The organism is Shewanella eurypsychrophilus (assembly GCF_007004545.3).
Classification (GTDB): domain Bacteria; phylum Pseudomonadota; class Gammaproteobacteria; order Enterobacterales; family Shewanellaceae; genus Shewanella; species Shewanella eurypsychrophilus.
On sequence record NZ_CP045503.2, the window covers coordinates 4,837,299 to 4,854,965 of the forward strand.

Annotated in this window: 16 protein-coding genes; 7 read left to right on the forward strand and 9 right to left on the reverse strand. The window is 43.3% G+C overall.

Features of this window, described 5'->3' with window-relative positions; all coding sequences use genetic code 11:
- Positions 1 to 29 precede the first annotated feature (29 nt).
- On the forward strand, positions 30 to 863 hold the full coding sequence (locus tag FM038_RS20705) for a TIGR03899 family protein (protein ID WP_142871391.1): 834 nt from the start codon (positions 30 to 32) through the stop codon (positions 861 to 863).
- A gap of 13 nt (positions 864 to 876) precedes the next feature.
- Here FM038_RS20705 and cobA read toward each other — a convergent pair whose 3' ends face one another.
- Complete coding sequence (gene cobA, locus FM038_RS20710; RefSeq protein WP_142871390.1) at positions 877 to 1,710, reverse strand: uroporphyrinogen-III C-methyltransferase; 834 nt, start codon at positions 1,708 to 1,710, stop codon at positions 877 to 879.
- Between the two features lie 449 nt (positions 1,711 to 2,159).
- Between cobA and FM038_RS20715 the strand changes: the two genes are divergently transcribed.
- The 4 genes from FM038_RS20715 to FM038_RS20730 all read left to right on the forward strand — a co-directional run bounded on the left by FM038_RS20715 (position 2,160) and on the right by FM038_RS20730 (position 5,148).
- Positions 2,160 to 3,671 (forward strand): S41 family peptidase, encoded by a 1,512-nt coding sequence (locus FM038_RS20715; protein WP_223292932.1) that lies wholly within the window; start codon positions 2,160 to 2,162, stop codon positions 3,669 to 3,671.
- A 28-nt stretch (positions 3,672 to 3,699) separates the two neighbouring features.
- Entirely contained in the window at positions 3,700 to 4,047 is a 348-nt protein-coding gene (locus FM038_RS20720) for a hypothetical protein (RefSeq protein ID WP_142871389.1), read from the forward strand.
- Between the two features lie 237 nt (positions 4,048 to 4,284).
- Complete coding sequence (locus FM038_RS20725) at positions 4,285 to 4,545, forward strand: hypothetical protein (protein WP_142871388.1); 261 nt, start codon at positions 4,285 to 4,287, stop codon at positions 4,543 to 4,545.
- 78 nt (positions 4,546 to 4,623) lie between these two features.
- Positions 4,624 to 5,148 carry a peroxiredoxin family protein gene (locus tag FM038_RS20730; RefSeq protein WP_142871387.1) on the forward strand — a complete coding sequence of 175 codons (525 nt, stop codon included), beginning with the start codon at positions 4,624 to 4,626 and terminating at the stop codon, positions 5,146 to 5,148.
- Positions 5,149 to 5,193: 45 nt separating this feature from the next.
- Here FM038_RS20730 and FM038_RS20735 read toward each other — a convergent pair whose 3' ends face one another.
- From FM038_RS20735 to FM038_RS20760, 6 genes are all read right to left on the reverse strand, one after another.
- The gene (locus FM038_RS20735; RefSeq protein WP_142871386.1) at positions 5,194 to 6,048 is read right to left on the reverse strand and encodes a PA4780 family RIO1-like protein kinase; all 855 of its coding nucleotides are present in this window, start codon (positions 6,046 to 6,048) and stop codon (positions 5,194 to 5,196) included.
- A 115-nt stretch (positions 6,049 to 6,163) separates the two neighbouring features.
- Positions 6,164 to 6,577: a DUF3010 family protein gene (locus tag FM038_RS20740; protein ID WP_142871385.1), complete on the reverse strand. Its 414-nt coding sequence runs from the start codon at positions 6,575 to 6,577 to the stop codon at positions 6,164 to 6,166.
- Positions 6,578 to 6,695: 118 nt separating this feature from the next.
- Positions 6,696 to 8,450, reverse strand: a complete 1,755-nt coding sequence (locus tag FM038_RS20745; RefSeq protein ID WP_142871384.1) for a hypothetical protein — start codon at positions 8,448 to 8,450, stop codon at positions 6,696 to 6,698.
- A gap of 687 nt (positions 8,451 to 9,137) precedes the next feature.
- Positions 9,138 to 9,908, reverse strand: coding sequence for a phosphoadenylyl-sulfate reductase (locus FM038_RS20750; protein ID WP_142871383.1), 771 nt, complete (start codon positions 9,906 to 9,908; stop codon positions 9,138 to 9,140).
- On the reverse strand, positions 9,883 to 11,616 hold the full coding sequence (gene cysI, locus FM038_RS20755; RefSeq protein ID WP_142871667.1) for an assimilatory sulfite reductase (NADPH) hemoprotein subunit: 1,734 nt from the start codon (positions 11,614 to 11,616) through the stop codon (positions 9,883 to 9,885). The genes FM038_RS20750 and cysI overlap by 26 nt, the downstream gene beginning before the upstream one ends.
- A gap of 97 nt (positions 11,617 to 11,713) precedes the next feature.
- Positions 11,714 to 13,516: an assimilatory sulfite reductase (NADPH) flavoprotein subunit gene (locus FM038_RS20760; RefSeq protein WP_142871382.1), complete on the reverse strand. Its 1,803-nt coding sequence runs from the start codon at positions 13,514 to 13,516 to the stop codon at positions 11,714 to 11,716.
- Positions 13,517 to 13,864: 348 nt separating this feature from the next.
- On the opposite strand from FM038_RS20760, the gene FM038_RS20765 reads away from it, so the two are divergent.
- Positions 13,865 to 15,250: a MipA/OmpV family protein gene (locus tag FM038_RS20765; protein ID WP_142871381.1), complete on the forward strand. Its 1,386-nt coding sequence runs from the start codon at positions 13,865 to 13,867 to the stop codon at positions 15,248 to 15,250.
- A gap of 282 nt (positions 15,251 to 15,532) precedes the next feature.
- Positions 15,533 to 15,799 (forward strand): hypothetical protein, encoded by a 267-nt coding sequence (locus FM038_RS20770; protein WP_142871380.1) that lies wholly within the window; start codon positions 15,533 to 15,535, stop codon positions 15,797 to 15,799.
- Between the two features lie 338 nt (positions 15,800 to 16,137).
- Here the strand turns inward: FM038_RS20770 and FM038_RS20775 are convergent, their stop codons facing one another.
- Positions 16,138 to 16,623, reverse strand: a complete 486-nt coding sequence (locus tag FM038_RS20775; protein WP_142871379.1) for a TetR family transcriptional regulator — start codon at positions 16,621 to 16,623, stop codon at positions 16,138 to 16,140.
- Between the two features lie 118 nt (positions 16,624 to 16,741).
- Positions 16,742 to 17,623 (reverse strand): hypothetical protein, encoded by an 882-nt coding sequence (locus FM038_RS20780; RefSeq protein ID WP_185965713.1) that lies wholly within the window; start codon positions 17,621 to 17,623, stop codon positions 16,742 to 16,744.
- Positions 17,624 to 17,667: the final 44 nt, after the last annotated feature.

Consider the following 17,667-nt stretch of genomic DNA (forward strand, 5'->3'; position numbering starts at 1 on the left):
CTTTACTATTGTCATTACCTGAGAGTCGCATGGCCGAAATAACAAAAATTAGTGAAGCAAGATCAGCACAGCCTGATGTTTCTGCGCGCAAGAAGGCACTTTTACTCGGCCGTCAACTTGGATTAAGTAGTGAAGAGGGTTATAGACCAACTAATGCATCGGTAGCCGAAAGAGCCGAGCATAGGAATCGAAAATTGATGAGTCAGTATCAAACGAATCTTGAGACCATATATGCCATCTCCTTAAGCCATACTCCATCAGATGTTACCGGAACTGATTTAGATCCAGATTGGGCTCATCAGTTTTTTCAAATGGCAGAACAGATCCACAATAGAAAAATGCAGGAACTATGGGGACGAATTCTCGCTAACGAAATAACCAGTCCAGGTAACTTTAGCCTCAGAACACTCACAACCCTTAAGCAGTTGACCCATAAAGAAGCACAGCTATTAGAGAAAGCCTTAGGCATGGCCGTTAAGGTCAATAACGAGACGCGTTTAAAACTTATTATTGGTTATCGCTATACGGGAGGAATTGGTCAAATCTTCAGAAAGTCAGCCCCTATCAATATTGGCCTATCTAATTTCGGCTTACCTTACTCAAACATTCTCACCTTAGTCGATGCGGGTATACTCCATAAAAGTGAATTTGAAACAGGTTTACTCAATAGTAAAACCCCGATAAATTTCACCTTATTCAACACCCAGATGAAGCTTACCCCCAAAAGTGGACACCTATTATTTAACTATTACCGTTTAACGCCAATTGGTGATGAGCTCACTCAGCTTATTCAGCCAAAGGCTGATAATGACTACACCAATGCAATGAGATCTCTGTTTGTTAAAGACTTTAAAATTGAGTAATGACTCGCTAGCTTTATAGCGCTAACTCAGAATGAAAGTTTATAGCTAACTCTTCATTTTTTTGACTTTTATCTGCATCAGGATGGAACCAATTTAGGCTATCGGCTAGCTCTACCACCTCACCAATGATCATCAAGGCTGGCATCTTAAGCTCTGGTTCTGCTGCAAGCTTTTCTAGTTGCCCCAAGGTACCGATAAAACATCTTTGTTCTTGTGTGGTTGCTTTCGAAACTATCGCCACTGGTGTGTTTTCGCTCCGTCCAGCATTGACTAGGCCATTCCTAATCAAGCCCGCATTTAAGATCCCCATATAGATAACTAGAGTATTATTGGGGTTGGCATAGCCATTCCAATCCATAGGGCGGCTCTCAAGCTGACAGTGACCAGTTATAAATGTCACACCTTGTGCATAATCTCTATGAGTCAACGGAATACCGGCATACGCCGAGGTGCCACTAGCAGCGGTAATACCCGGGATAACTTCAAACGCTAAACCTGCTTCTACTAAAGTTTGTAGCTCTTCGCCACCACGGCCAAAAATGAATGGGTCCCCACCCTTAAGCCGTACCACGTTTTGTTTGGTAAAGGCTTTAGTGACCAGAAGCTGGTTAATTTCATCCTGTGCAGCGCTATGCTTGCCAGCTCGCTTACCGACAGGGATCTTCTCTGCACTTTGTGGCACCAGCGCCATAATATCTGCGCTAACGAGTGCATCATAGAGAACGACATCAGCAGTCTGTAGAATGCGATATGCCTTAAGCGTCAATAGCTCAACATCACCTGGACCTGCGCCGACTAACCAAACTTTGCCACCGGCTCTTTGACCCGGTAAAGTGACTACTTCCATCTCTATGCCCCACACACGACTTTCAATAGTCTAAATATAACCGCCTACTTATAACTTAATAAATAGTTATTTCTTTTCAGTTATAGCTTTTAGTTATTAAAAGAAGATAGCTTTCAACCAAGGCTAACCGATATCAACACTATACTTCTGCATTGCTTCTGCATTAGTCGCCATTTATCGAACGTCATTGGTCGAACCAATCTGCGGCAGTATCACTCGAAGAGGTGATAAGGAAAACAACTGTATAAACATGGAGGTATACTTAAGCTAAAAAATTGAAAGATGAACAAGAGTAGGTTCTATCAGCATATTTATCAGCTATAATTCAACGAGAAAAGCTTATTGAGTTTACGCTGAGCCACATAAAATATCTTAACTCAGGGCTTACTGCGTGTTCATGCTCAATATTCTGCTTACGTTGCTTAGGCTCACACATATCAAGGAGAGATATGAAATTCGGGTATCCACAAATAGTAAACATATTTGGAATTTGCCTGCTACTTAGCACCTTGCAATTAGCTCGCTTGACCCTATTGAACTTCGAATATAAATCCAGTTTAACCCAGCATGAAATGCACCAAGATCTCGACTTTTTACTTCAGCAAGTTGAACAACATTCAGCATTGTCTTCCCTCAATCCAGAAAAGTTTACTCGCCTAGTCAGTAAAATCGAGCCTCTGCTTTTTCGATTATCTCACTTTCAAGAAACCCAAGCCTTTTATACTGAAATCTTAAAGCTTCTGGCTATCCTTGATGATCCAGGGCTTACTATTTTTTACCCAAGGTTAGAGGCTGAAAAACTGCCATTTACACTTAGGGTTGTCGCAGACTCATGGCTTGCTCTAGGCTCAAATTCCCAGCTCCTGGATGAAGATCATCCTTTTATTACCCATATCGATGGCATTCCAATCACCCGATGGGAGCAGGCCAGTCAAAAGTTTCTTTCTGGTCCCGAAAAACAAAGCCTAAGTGCTCGAGTCGATGGATTATCTCAGTTAAGCATGCTGAGGTACGATATGGGCCTACCACACAAAGCCAGCGTCTTACTCAGTCTCACCGACAATGCCGATTCTAATATGCAGCTGTCTTTGCCAATTAATTCACTGTCATCAACTAAAAATAACGCTTCTATACTTGGTAAGTTACTCTGGTCAAACGCTGATTTATTGCCAACATACATCCCCATTGCAGATCTTGCTGATATTGAAACAGATCCTAAGCTGGCAACGCAGCTAGATGACAGCCTTCAGCAGCCTATGACTATCTTAGACCTAAGAAATTCCAATGGTAACAATGATAAATTGTTGAGCTGGATAGCCAATCATTATGCTGACGTTCCACCTGCAGTTCACAATACTAAAACTAAGCAAAGCCTTATGGCTTTCGGCCAATATAGACGCTCTCTCGACTTTAAATCAGACTTTCTAAAGCCACTTGGATTTCTTCCTTTCGATGAGCTTAGCTTTTTTGAACAGATAGAATTTAGCCAGGCAAGTCAGGATGTCACCTTGTCTGAAAATAGCCATTTCGGACTTTGGTATGGAAAGAGATCACCGGTTTTAACACAAGCGGCTTTAAAGCCGCCCGACCCCTCCCTTCAGCCACATTTAGTCTTGCTTATCGGACCTGAATGCCGACGTGAATGTGAATGGATAGTCTACTTTGCAAAATCCTTATCTAGAGTCACTCTGATTGGTGAAAAGACCTCTGGAGATTTTGGAAGACATTACGCTTTTATCTTGCCAAATAGCGGCATCAAAATTGAGCTAACCGCCAGTCTCACTTACAGTATGCAAGGAGATTTATTATCAGGCATTGGTACTCAACCGGATATCTCCCTTCCTATCAATGATAATATTCACTGGCAGGGACTCGTTTCGCTGATAGTTAGTGAGCCTACAGCGCCTCAAGTTGTCTACAATCACAAGACTCCACCTCTGAAAGAGGCTAAATTCAATTAACTCAAGACCAAGTAAAATGAGAAACAATATGGCAAGTCAAAAAATAACCGCATTAACTGCCGACACCTTTAGCCGAGGTGCTTTAAGAATGACTGTCACCTTGCTAAGAGGCATCAATCCCCAATTAGCACTATCGGTACAAAACCAATTGTTCAATCCAATCAATCCTCAGCCAGATAATACCCCTAACCCTAAAGACAATTTTAAAATCAGTATGCAGCCTTTAGCGGTAAGAAAAGTGGTGGAATCCTTAAAGTCAAAAGGTGAACATCCTCAAGTAGATCCTGGCACGCAGATGATGGTAAAGGCGCTCATTATAGATTGGATAAATTATGCCAACTTACTTATTGAGCTAGAAAACAATAAAGAGGCGTAGTAGAGTCAAAAGGATTAGTAGAATCGAATATTGTCATTAAGCTCGTTTTCATCCTCTTACCGGCTGAAAACTCATCAGTAAATAATAAAAATAAAGTAAAAAACAATAAGGTATTTAGATGAGCAGTCCTATCGGCGGATTCTACCTAAACGCACAATATAGAAAAAAGCAGCCAATTTCGAGCTCTCCAGTAAAGCTCAGTTAACCCTTGAGACTAAAATATCTATAGATAACCAAATGGTCTTAGAAGATAGCCAGACGTGTCTCTCTGAGCATGAACTTAAGATAAACAAGGAACACCTCTCGGTCATTGTGTTACCGACAGTAATTGATAATGAAATGATAAGGCTAGAGTTCACCCTGAACATAACCGAGCCCAATCGTGACTCACCGGTATCCAAACAACAAATATTGAACCTATCATCAGGAGAAAGTCTCACCGCATTAGTTGAGGGAGATGAACGCATCAAGCTCACGACAAGCTGCTCAATTATCTAAACAAACAGTACAAGCAAGCTGCAAATAATGTGGTAACTTGATTATAATTATATATATCTCAGCCACTAGGTATCCAAGATGTTCAAACATGCGATAAAATTTATTCTGTTATCACTACTCAGCTTTTCAGCTACAGCCACAGATCTAAAGGTCGGCGATACTGCGCCTAACTTCAAATTGCAATCCACCGATGGACACTTCTATCAATTGAGTGACTACTTAGGCAAACAGACCTTAGTCCTTGCTTGGTACCCAATGGCGAACACCCATGGATGCACCCTAGAATGCCGCTCTTTAGTACAAAAGGGGCACTTGATCCGTGAGTACAATGCCGTTTACATGATGGCAAGCGTCGATGACTTAGAAGACAATAAAGATTTTGCAGAAAAACAGAAAGCAGACTTTCCAATGCTGAGCGACCCCAGCAAAAAAACAGCCAAAGCTTACGATGTACTCAACTTTGTACGTGTCGCCAGCAGAGTGACCTTCTATATTGGCAAGGAGGGTAAAATCTTAAAGATCGATGAAGATATCAATGCAGAAACAGCAGCTGAAGATATTGCGGCAAACTTGAAGCAGTTAGGGATTGAAAAAAGTAACTAAGTGCCAGGTATTAGGTTCTAGTCCCTAGGAACTAGAACCTTCTCTTTAACCTTCAGCAGCTTCTCTAATCCGTTCTTTACGTTCTTGCTCTTCGTCGAAAGCGGCTTCAATTTCAGCCAGTACCGAATCGACATCGGCAGCCTTATCACTCTCTGCAAACTGACCCGTCAACTCAGACTCAGGATTTAGCTTACCCGACTCAAACAGGGCCCACATCTCTTTAGCATACTTGCTACTAAGAAGATCAGGAGCATACTGACCGTAATACCGGGTCATATTGTTCACATCCCGTTCAAGCATACGCTTAGCATTATTGTTTGCTGCCGCGTCGACTGCCTGAGGGAGGTCTATGATCACAGGGCCTTTACTGTCCAGCAACACATTAAACTCAGACAAGTCGCCATGGATTAAGCCGACACACAACATACGCTGCACATCTTTTATCACTGATTTGTGCTGCTCTAGTGCCTGCTCACGGGTCAAGGTGATGTCGTTGAGCCTTGGCGCCACATATCCTTGATCATCGGTGATCAGCTCCATCAATAGCACACCATCGAAACAACCATAGGGCTGCGGGACTCGCACGCCGGCATCGGCTAGGCGAAACAGGGCATCGACTTCGGCATTTTGCCAGGAGTTTTCCTGCTCATTACGGCCAAATTTAGAGCCTTTCTCCATCGCACGAGCACGTCGACTATTACGACCCTTTCTGCCCTCACGATATTGAACCGCCTGCTTAAAGCTACGCTGCTCGGCTTCTTTATAAATTTTGGCACATCGTACATCATCACCACAACGGACGACATAAACATCTGCCTCTTTGCCACTCATCAAAGGACGAAGGACTTCATCAACTAAGCCTTCATCGACGAGAGGCTGAATGCGTTTCGGAATTTTCATAGCGCACTTATACCCTACTTAAGGTTTTGATGGAATAACAAAGCCGAATTTGATTCAAAATAGCCAGTAGCCATCAAAGAATTCATCAGCATTGGTAGCAAAAGTTCAGTTAACATTAAGCTAGCAGCTCGAAAGCAAGATCGTAGGCTTTTCCTAAATCGACTGTCTTCGGCTTGACCTCTTTTAACTCAAGCGTACGTTTATCTGTCGCTCTAAGCGTTGCAGGGTGTACCAACTCCACACAAACTGTTGTTCTGGCTAATATAACTCCTTCCATTAAGAAGGTGCCAGCTCCTCCAGCGCCTTGTCCCTTGCTTGCCCTACGATTTAGGACCACTTTTTCAATATTATTCTCTTCACAATATGCATTGATCGCGGCAGAAAAAGTGGCGACTTCCTCTTGACTAGGGTTTTTACTTAAACTCAGTTTATTAAACTTAGGTGACACTAGCTCATGAGAGCCGCGATGGCCATTAAGGCTAACAATTCGCACTTCATTTGCCTTTAAAAAAAATCCAGCGATGATCACTTTCTACCTCGACTATTTTTACTATCCCAGCGACATTCAACAAGGGGGGTAACCACCGAGAAACTCGCTAAAAAAAAGAACCAGCAAAGCTGGCTCTTTAATGGGTCACTATAATAGCTTACTCGCCGCCTTGTGTATCCTTGTCTGATGACACTTTATTATTCATGTAAGAATCAAAAACGATACCTTGATCATTAATATCCAGACCCATCTGTACCTGCATATTGTAATCTTTCATCATTGAAAACTCTTCAGGTATAGGCTCTCCGGTCATTTCAGCTAAGCTAAGAATAGGCGCAAAGACTTTACTGTAGTCCAAATAAACACTGTATAGACCATTATTGTCTAACTTTTCGCTGGATAGTTTTTCGGCAACAGCAGCTGCTTTGTCTCCCGTATAAAGCACCAGATGATCGCCTTTCACTGCAAGTTTAGGTGAAATGCCGTATTCAGGAGGAAGAGGTACTATGTGTGAAAGATCGAGTGCGCTACCATCTTGCGGTAATTGAATATTGGCAAGCTCAGGTACAAAGGACTTAGCCATGTTAAATAGCATACTTGGATTATCGGCAGACAAGCTAATGAGTGCATCGACACTTTCTAAACTGGGTTCGCTCTGATCCGATGCTTCAGCAAACTTGTAATCAATCAATGTAGCACTGACACCACGAACTCCATTTGCCATGCCAGTAAACATGCCTAGCATCGCTGGGCTTTGTCCTGACATCTCCTGCTGTATTTGATTCAAAACATCACACTGATATTGAGGTTGTAAAACCTCATCCCATACTGCGGTTAACGAAGGTACCAATTGATTGAGTTCGATGCCTATTCCCATAGAAAACACAGAGTCCTGACTGTTCTTCACATAATCAGGAATAAAACCACGCATGCTCTTGAGTGCATTGAGCAAGGTCTGATTCTTACTCTCAATCACAGTAGAGAAATCCATGCTGCTCTCTTTATCACCAATTGAAAGCTGATTAAGTCCGAAAACAGTACGAGGCCAATTAGCTGCAATCGCCGACAACTCACTATGACAATCTGGCGTTCTGAGCTCCAATAAAGGATCTTCCCCCTCTTGCTCTGCTAACGCTGTCAACTGCCTAGCGAGCTGATTACCATCTTTGGTGGTCATTGCTTTAACCAGCTCTTGATGATTAATAAAGCCGATAGATTCATCACGGAAACCATGAGTTTTGATAATATTCTGTAAAATACCTGAATCTGCCAACGAGGGGGTTATAGGGTTTAAGCCTAAAGCCGTTTCAAGTATCCCTTCACCAAGCATTGGTGTATCTAAGGTCACGGTGAGTAAACCAGCTTGCTGAGAAAACAACAGCTCAATGGGCTCAGAATCGCCGACATCAGTTAAGGTATATGCTCGGTAAGACACTCCTTTAACCGTTTTCATCTCATGGCTATAACCACTTTCCTGCTCAGCTTTATCAAGCAGAGCCCAGATAGCTTCAGGTTTTGCCACGTCGAGCTTAAGAACTGGCAGTAAGCCTAAGGTATAGAAATAACTCTTAACCTCATCAGCCAAACCAAAAGTGGTGACAAACTTTTCACCACTCTCTAGGCTTTCCATATATATCTGACTCAGACTGACGAAAAACTTTGCTCTAGCATCATCTGACTGCTCAAATTCAGCAAACATGTCATCAGGGTAGGTTTTATAGCTTTGCGACAAAGAGTTGATATATGACTTAATGGGAAAAGGAGCCAATTGACCAGAAAATATTGGTGTGTCGGCTGGTACAGAAGCAAGCACTGTGTTTGACTGTTCAGCACTGGAACTAGGCTGTTGACTCACCCAGTACCCGCCTGCTCCGGCGGCGACAACAGCGGCAGCAATTAATATTTTCTTCATTCATTAAACTCCATTTTATTGTTTGAAATTCCCTTAGGGGATAGCGTCTATCTCTGTACACAATAGAACTGACTCAAGTGTACTAGAGCAGGAACAAACTGACCATAAGCGGATTAGATATACTATAAGATAATTAGAATATTCAGGTACTAGACACCACAAATAGCCCGGCTAAAACCAGCGCGTAAGATGCTGAATATAAATCAGTTTTACTGCATTACTTGTGGGGTGTTCTGACAAGAGGTTAAGGCTGAGCTGACTAAACTTAACCTGAATAGCCTCATCGGGCTATTCAGGTGTAACGGCTTTTGATTAAGCAGGCGCTAACAAGCCAACCAAAACCAGTATCTTATCTCGACAAAGAGATAAACTAGATTTTAAAGACTGTCTGTGACTTCTAGCGAGTATTGTCACAAGGGTGACAACAAGCTCTAGGAAGATCTAAAAGTCATTGAGTCCAATGTTTATAACCTACAAGGTAACCAACATATGGACTCGATACAGAACGGCATTCTAAAACCACCTACGGGAACTTCTGACTATAGACTAGTTTTTTTACTTGTGCATAAGTTTGTGCGTAAAAATGTACAAAACACTAAAAAATACAACGAAAGTAGAATCAAGCACTCTATTTCAGTTATAAAATTAAGTAGATGCGAACAAATGAAAATAAAATCTTATCCACAACTAAATCTCGAAGTGCAGGCCACACTCTCGCTTCAAACCATTGAAACGAGTCTCCTCTTCAGTCATCCCAAGCTCTAGCGGTTTGCTTGAATGCGTATCTCCAACAGAAACATAACCTTGATCCCACAGCGGATGATAAGGCAGCTCATGCTCAGTTAGGTACTCGTGCACATCTTTATTGCTCCAATCTAAGATTGGCAAAATTTTATACCGCGTCCCATGGATAGCCAAAATTGGCAGAGCTTCACGCGTACTCGATTGACTGCGGCGCAAACCAGCAAACCAGGTCCCGACCGCTAACTTATCGAGGGCCCGCTGCATAGGTTCAACCTTATTCATCCGGTTGTACTGCTCTAAACCATCTAGTCCCTTTTCCCACAACAAACCAAAACGCGCCTCTTGCCAGGCTGGCGTCATCGGTGATGCAAATGTCTTCAGGTTTAGCGCTAAGCGCTCTGACAATTCATCGATAAATCGATACGTTTCAGGAAACAGATAGCCGGTATCGGTTAAAATAACGGGAATATCGGCTTTCTGAGCGCTAACCAGATGTAACATCACCGCGCCCTGGATCCCAAAACTTGATGACATTGCGTGAGTGTCTGGAAGATACTCAAGCGCCCACGCCACTCTCTGCTGTGGTGTTAGCTTAGCTAAATAGCGGTTAATTCGCTCAAGCTCACCCTTCTGCTCAACGGCTGGCGCGCTCAAGAGCGCCAGCAACTCGACAGAAGTGACGACTGATTCAGGCATTTGTATTCTGTTGTCCATGAAAATCCTTAGCGGCATCGTTAACCGCGGCCACGACGCCGATACGTACCGTAAAATTACCGAAAGTCTCAGCCTCTTCCCGCTCATCAACATATCGTGCAAACAAGCTATCTAGCTCAGATAAAATCTCAGCCTCTTGAATATTTTCACGATAAAGTTTATTTAAACGTGTACCTTCAAAGCTCGCGCCTAAATAGAGGTTATAACGACCGGGCGCTTTACCTACCAAGCCAATCTCCGCCGCAAAAGGTCGGGCACAGCCATTGGGACAACCTGTCATACGGATAACGATCCCTTGATCCAAGAAGCCATGCTTCTCCTGCAATGACTCAACTTTAGTGAGGAAGTCCGGGAAATAACGCTCGGCCTCAGCCATTGCAAGCGCACAAGTTGGCAAAGCCACACAAGCAATAGAGCGGCCACGAGTTTCTGTAATCAACTTGCCCATTAAACCGTGACTTCTAGCCAAAGCTTCAATGGTTTGCTTATCTTCTTCGGTGACACCAGCAATGATTAAGTTTTGATTTGATGTCATACGGAAATCGCCTTTATGGATCTTGGCTATTTCTCTTAATCCTGTTTGCAACGGCTGGCCAGGTAAGTCTTTGATCCGACCCCCTTCAATAAACAACGTCAAGTGCCACTGATTATCGACACCTTTAATCCAGCCATAACGATCGCCACGATCGCCGATCACTACATCACGTTTAGGCTCGAACTTAACCCCTGCGCGCTTCTCAACTTCTGCTTTGAATGCCTCATAACCATGCTTCACTATGGTGTACTTAAGACGTGACAGTTTACGGTTGGAACGGTTACCCCAATCTCGCTGTACCTTAAGCACGGCCTCGGCAAATTTGAGCGTGTCTTCGGCCTTGATAAAGCCAAAATCATCGGCAAGACGTGGGAAGGTTTCCACTTCGCCATGAGTCGATCCCATCCCGCCACCAGCCACTAAGTTAAAGCCAATCAGCTCGCCCTCTTCGGCCACGGCAACAAAGCCTAAATCATTGGTATATACGTCAACGTCATTGTCTGGTGGTACAGCCACTGCCATTTTAAATTTACGCGGCAGATAGGTCTTACCATAAACAGGTTCAACCTCATCGCCCTCGTTGGTGACAACCTTATCATCACCTAACCAAATTTCAGCGTAAGCCTTAGTGCGTGGTAAATATTGATCTGATAATTGCTTAGCCCAGTAATAGGCCTGCTCATGCAGACGAGATTCCACAGGGTTAGGATTACACATGACATTGCGGTTTACATCGCCACAAGCCGCAATTGAATCTAGCGCCTTGCTGTCCAGGCTCTGGATCAGAGTCCTTAGGTTACGTTTTGAAATACCATGGTACTGAAACGTTTGGCGCGTGGTTAAGCGAATGCTGTTTGAGCTGGTCAAGTTGGATGCGATCTCATCGACGCCTAACCATTGCTCAGGACTACATACGCCACCAGCAACGCGGGCACGTAACATAAAGCTATATAAAGGCTCTAGTTTTTGTTCTTTACGTTCATTTCTTAGGTCGCGGTCATCTTGCTGATAAAAGCCATGGAATTTAATTAGCTGCTGATCGCCTTCACTGAATGAGCCTGTAACTGCGGTATCTAACCCCTCCTCAATCGTGCCTCTAAGAAAGTTACTGTCTGTTTTCAGGTACTCATTAACCGATAATTTTTCTTCACTCATGGCCACCGCCTCACTCATCTCTTTGGTGCGACGCTCATATTGGCATCGCATCTTATATTAGGTTTAAACAGAAGATCTACTCACTGGGTTCGAGGCCCGACAAGGCTTCTGAATATCAATAAACATCTTTCTGGTAACGTTTTTCACTACGCAGGTTTTCGAAGTAGGCATCAGCTTCTTCTGCTGATTTACCACCAAACTTAACCGCTACATCCAGTAAGGCTTGATGCACATCTTTCGCCATACGCTCAGCATCACCACAGATATAAAAGTGTGCACCAGACTCAAGCCAACGCCACAGCTCTTCACCTTGCTCAGCGATCTTGTGCTGAACATAGATCTTGTGCTCTTGGTCTCTTGAGAATGCTAAGTCGATACGAGATAGCGAACCATCGTTAAGGTATTGCTGCCACTCAGTTTGATAGAGAAAATCCTGCTCAAAATGAGGATTTCCGAAAATAAGCCAGCTATTTCCTTCAATGCCTTGAGCTGCACGCTCCTGCATAAAGGCTCTAAACGGTGCAACGCCAGTACCAGGTCCCACCATGATCACTGGTGTTTCTGGGTTTTGAGGTAATCTAAAGTGATTATTTGGCTCGACATAAACTTTGATTTCAGCCGCTTCATCTGCCTGTGCTAAGAACTGTGAAGCACCACCGAATCTAGCAATACCATCTCGGTCATCCTCGACTAAAGCCACAGTTAAGTGCACCTCAGATTCAACTTCAGATTGGCTGGAAGCAATTGAATATAGACGAGGCGTTATGGGTCGCAACATAGATAGCAACTGCAGTGCCGTTACTTCGGCGCTATAGTTTGTCACCAGATCGGCTAACTGATTATTGTGTACAAATTGGCGTGTCAGCTCTTTATCTTCGGCAATCGCGATTAGCTCACCATTGCCGCTTAGTGCAGACCAATCCTTTATTAAACCGGGATAAAGCTGAGTTAGCTCCTTTTTCTCGATCAAGGCTTGTTTGAGTGACAATGCATCTTTGCCGACTGTCACCGCTTCATCACCCTCTAAGGATAGCTTGGTCAGTAGCTCATCGACTAAGGTTTCTGAATTGGTAAACCAGACCCCTAGCGCATCACCGGCCTGATAACGGATCCCTGACTCACCAAGATCAATCTCTACATGGCGAACGTCACGATCTGAATCACGACCCGTTAGTTTCTGACTCACGAGTAGCTCAGCGGTAAAAGGCTTCTGCTTGGTAAACGCACTTGTAGTAGCGCCTGGTAGCCCTGCTCCAGAGAGTGAGACAACACTCGCACCCGAAGTGTCAATTAACGGCTTAACTGCTTCTAAAACGCTCTGCTGCCATTGCTCTGCTGCAGATTCATAATCAACATCGCATAGCGCTATGGGTTGAATAGATTTAGCACCGAGGGCGGTAAGTCGCTCATCGAAATCTTTGCCCGTCTGGCAGAAGAATTCGTAACTGGTATCGCCCAGTGCTAATACCGAATAGTTTAAATTATCTAACTTAGGCGCACGCTTCGATGCCAGGAACTTATGCAACTCGATAGCATCATCAGGCGCTTCGCCTTCACCATGAGTACTGACAACCGCAAGCAATATGGTTTCTTGCTTCAATTGACGGACCTTATAGTCCCCCATAGAAGCGAGATTGACGGCATAGCCTTGTGCTTGAGCTTTCGCGGCTAATTCACTTGCCACTCCGCGGCCATTGCCAGTCTGACTACCATAAAGAATAGTGATGGTCTGCGCGGGAGCACTTTGAGCAGCAGTTTCGCTACTAAGAAGGTTGGTTCCTTGCTCGGCAGTAGCGGATAGATATCCACTTACCCATGCAAGTTGCACGGCGCTCAGCTCTGCAGTGAGCTGCTTTAACTTATCCACCTGCACTGTCGACAATGGCGAAGCGAGTGATGAAAGCTCTTTTAACAACATGGGTACGGCCCTATATCAATGTAATGTCAGTTAGCTTAGCCGCTATTAAGAAAAGCAAAAAAGAATAAAATCTGATTTTTAATTCCTTTTTGGAATATAGGAGGTTTATTTTTAAACAAAAAGAGAGGATTCTCGAGAAGAATGACCATTTTTACTGCATAGGCCAGTCTGTAAATTGATGGGGGCGTTAATTAAACATTTAGCAATTCAAGAGGCTTAGCTGAACAAAAAACAAAAGAAAGCGTAGGCATGTTCAGTAGAGGTACAGATAAGTTAAGGGATAATAAAGCTTTTAACTTTCTGTTTTCATTTTATACTAGCCAGATAAAGACTCCTAAAAAAAGCCATATGAAAAATTACTCTCTACTTATAGCTACCTCTCTTTCACTCACACTTTATAGCGGGCTAATTTTTTCATCAGAACACAGCGATGCTGATGAAATGAATCAAACCGATGAGAAAATGGCACCTATTTACGCTACTCAATTTCAATCAGAAAACTGGGGCTTAGGTATAGGTATTCGTAGGGGGGATATTCCCTATGCTGTAGATGATGATGAAGTCCACGATGTGCTTCCCTTGATTAAGTACCGTAACGATTACTTTTTCATTAATGGTATGGAGGCAGGGGTTCACCTTTGGAGCAACGATGAACACCAAGTCAATGCCTATACCCGTTTCAGGTTTGTCGACATCCCACAGGAATTACAAAACAAATCTCAATCTCAGGCTTTTGACTTCGGTTTACAGTACCGTTTTTTTCACGATGCCTGGGAGTCCGATATTGCCTTCATGTCTGACTCCAATAAACACAGTTATGGTTATGCTCGAACCCAATATCATTGGGAGCATGGCGATTGGTACCTCAACCCCTACGCCGAATTCCACTGGAAGAGTGCCGAGTTCAATCAACATTACTACGGACTAGATCAATATGATGTCGATGGAGGCATTGAGTTCAATGCAGGTATTAAAGCTAGGTACCATCTCTATAGTAACTTATACCTATTAGGCCAATTCGGTGTCGGGCGAATTGATGATGAAACTGCAAACCTGCCGACCATGGATACTCAATATCAATATGAGTCATTCTTAGGTTTCGGCTTCTTTCCTGACTTCAGTAACAAGAGTACAAAAAGTAAGGCGACTAAAGTAAAGCCAGTGAGCTCATCAAGCAGTGATGACGAATTTTTGCGTATCGCACACGGCTGGGCAACCCCCTCTAACCTCAATGAGATACTGTCATGGCAAACACGTACCGATCCCTATAACAATCAGCTGACCTCAATATTTTACGGAACACGCCTGACCGAAAGCTTATTTAACTTTCCGATAGAGCTTTACTTCACCCCAGGTGCGGTATGGCACCACGATTCAGAAGTACAGAGTAATTTGGCTGAAGGTGTTATCGCGATAAAAGCCTTCTATACCTTCGAGTTCGGTCCGAGGTGGCGATTAGGTGTCGCTGAAGGCTTATCCTATGTCTCCAGTGTCACTCATATAGAAGGGAGTGAACTCGATGAGAAGGGCTATAAGCCCTCTAAATTACTCAACTATCTCGATTTCTCATTAGATCTGAATATGGGCGATCTATTTAATAGCAGTTCATTAGATAATATGTGGATGGGTTACAGCATACATCATAGATCGGGGATTTATGAGAAGAGCTCTGCCTTCGGCCGTATTGGCGGCGGCAGTAACTATCAAACTTTATATCTACAGTGGCACTTCTAAAGCGCTATATACTGAGCAAGTCGCAAGTGTTAATGCCGTCACAATATCGTTCGTACGCATGGCAAAATTGTCGAATATGTTGTCGAATATATTGTCAGCCATATTTGAACTGAACCTTTGCAGTACCCTTGCTCTAAATAGAAGTGCAAAACAGTCAGTAGAACAGAGTTTTTTCTAAGTTGTAACTAAAAACCAACAAACTGACTTGCATAAAATATCAGCATCTGGTTATATATTGGCTTATTAAAATTGTTCATGAGTGGGTTACAAGGAGTTGATAACATGCAAGCATCGGCCATCAGTTCATTCACAGATTTCGATGACAGACGGATCACTCAACCTAATATAGATCAGCACTGGCATAAACTTTCCACAGCGCAAAGATTCGCATTTTATACCCTTGCTAAACTGGGTTATCAGCTGTTATTTGTCAGGCAATCTAGGAATGAAAAAACGGCGGTTATCAGACAAGATAATCAACTAGTGACCATAGACAGTGAGGGAGATATCAATTTCAGTCCCAAACTGGTGTTACGTGAAAATAGATAATTACGATTTAACAAAATAACAAAAAGGAGCACTAAGCTCCTTTTTGTTATTTATAGCTTTCGTCAATGTAATACCAGTTGCATTAAAAGTTTGACCATTCAGCGGGAATTCAAAGCCCTGTAGGCGAGGCGAGGGATTGAAGCTAATAGTAATTCTATATCGAAAGCCCACAACGAAGCTTAAAGGGCTTTGAAAGCCGCACTACGTGAGTGACTCAGGCTTCCCACTTCTGCTTTGCACTGGCTCAAAAGGGAATAACCATTTCTTCACCAATGCGCCTTGAATTGAAAAGCCTAAGTCGCTCTGAATTGGTCAAATACTTAGTGCAATTGGTATAACTAAGCCGCTTGGGCATTAATTTCACTAGCTTGGGCCAATAGCACCACAGCACTTCGCCCCAATAGATCATTAAATATGCTTAGCCCTGGCGCACCGAGTTTGGCGTTAGCTAAATCACGTGCCATATCTATTGCCTTAAACATGGTGATCTCACGGCTCGAGTATCCACATAAGCTAAAAAACAAACGCAACACGGCGCAAAACCCTGGTTTATTCAGTGCTTCCATCCAAGATAGCTCTAATGCTGAAGGATCGGAAAAGTCTAGTTCATCGATAAAAATACTGGCCATATTGTTATCGAGTCGAATTAAAAACTCTGCTTTTCGCGGAAAGTGATGACTTATTCCCGTACGACTGATCCCGGTTGCTGTAGATAGTGTGGTGTAAGACATGGACTCATAGCCAATAGATAGGACCTGCTTAAGTGCCTCATCCAGAATCTGCTGAATAGTTTGCTCAGTTTGAGCTTTTGAACGTTTTGCCATGCCAACTCCTCCACTCTCAATGCTTCATGCCTCTATAGTTACGCTAGATGCTATCAAACCAGATAGGGGAATACTTGACTAACTCAGCACATCAACAAGCTAACGAAAGCTTGTTCAGCTAAGGTTCAGCTAAAAAGGCGGGATCCACAGAGAATGGTTCAGCGTCAGTCAATAGACTTTGCTCTTGTAACCACTGTTGAGCACCTTCTCCCCCTAGAAGGCTGACTAAAGTCGGCTCGAAATACTTTCGTAAAGCAGGCTTACGCCAGTACATATAGTTGGGTAGGTTCATAAAAGCCTGGGGGCTAAAAGTTCTATGGATTAAACTGGAAAATTCATTTAATTCATCTTGATTTAAGAATATTAAATGAGGCAGTAAATCAGCGATAAGATCACCAAATTTATCAAACTTGTTTAGCTCCTCTAAAGAGTAACGCTGCAGAATTTGATCTAACATTGGCACCGACCAATGGCTCATAAATGACACATCTTTAATCACATCAAGATTTCTTCTGTGATATTGCTGCCAAGCCAGATCTAGGCTTTTTCTTTCTTTCGCCGAACGCCAAATAAGGTAACTGTCGGCCAGCCATTCATGTTGAAACTCGCTTAACGGTTTAAACATGCCTTGTTCAACGAGTCTTTTGGCCTCCAAATGACCTAATTCATGCCAGAGGGTCATCTGTTTCTGCTGAGCTAAATCAAAGGAATAGATGCTACCAGACAGGTCGACAACCACAGACTCGGGTAGATGGCTTGGCGCCAGAAGCACTAAACCAGATATATCCTCGTCATCAACAGCGAGTACCATGGCGCCTCTTCGGCCTAATTCATGTCTAAAATCAGCTTGTGTATTAGGCAGCTGCTGCCGTACATGCGGAGAAAGCTGGTTTAGACAAGTCTGTAAAACGGATACATGGCAAACCAAAGCTTGCTTGGAACCAATATCGGTCCAAAACAGGCTTACATTCAAGTTTAAAGCTAACGCCAACCAGATCAAAGCTTACTCACTATTTCAATTATTTATAGCATGGCCACTCACAT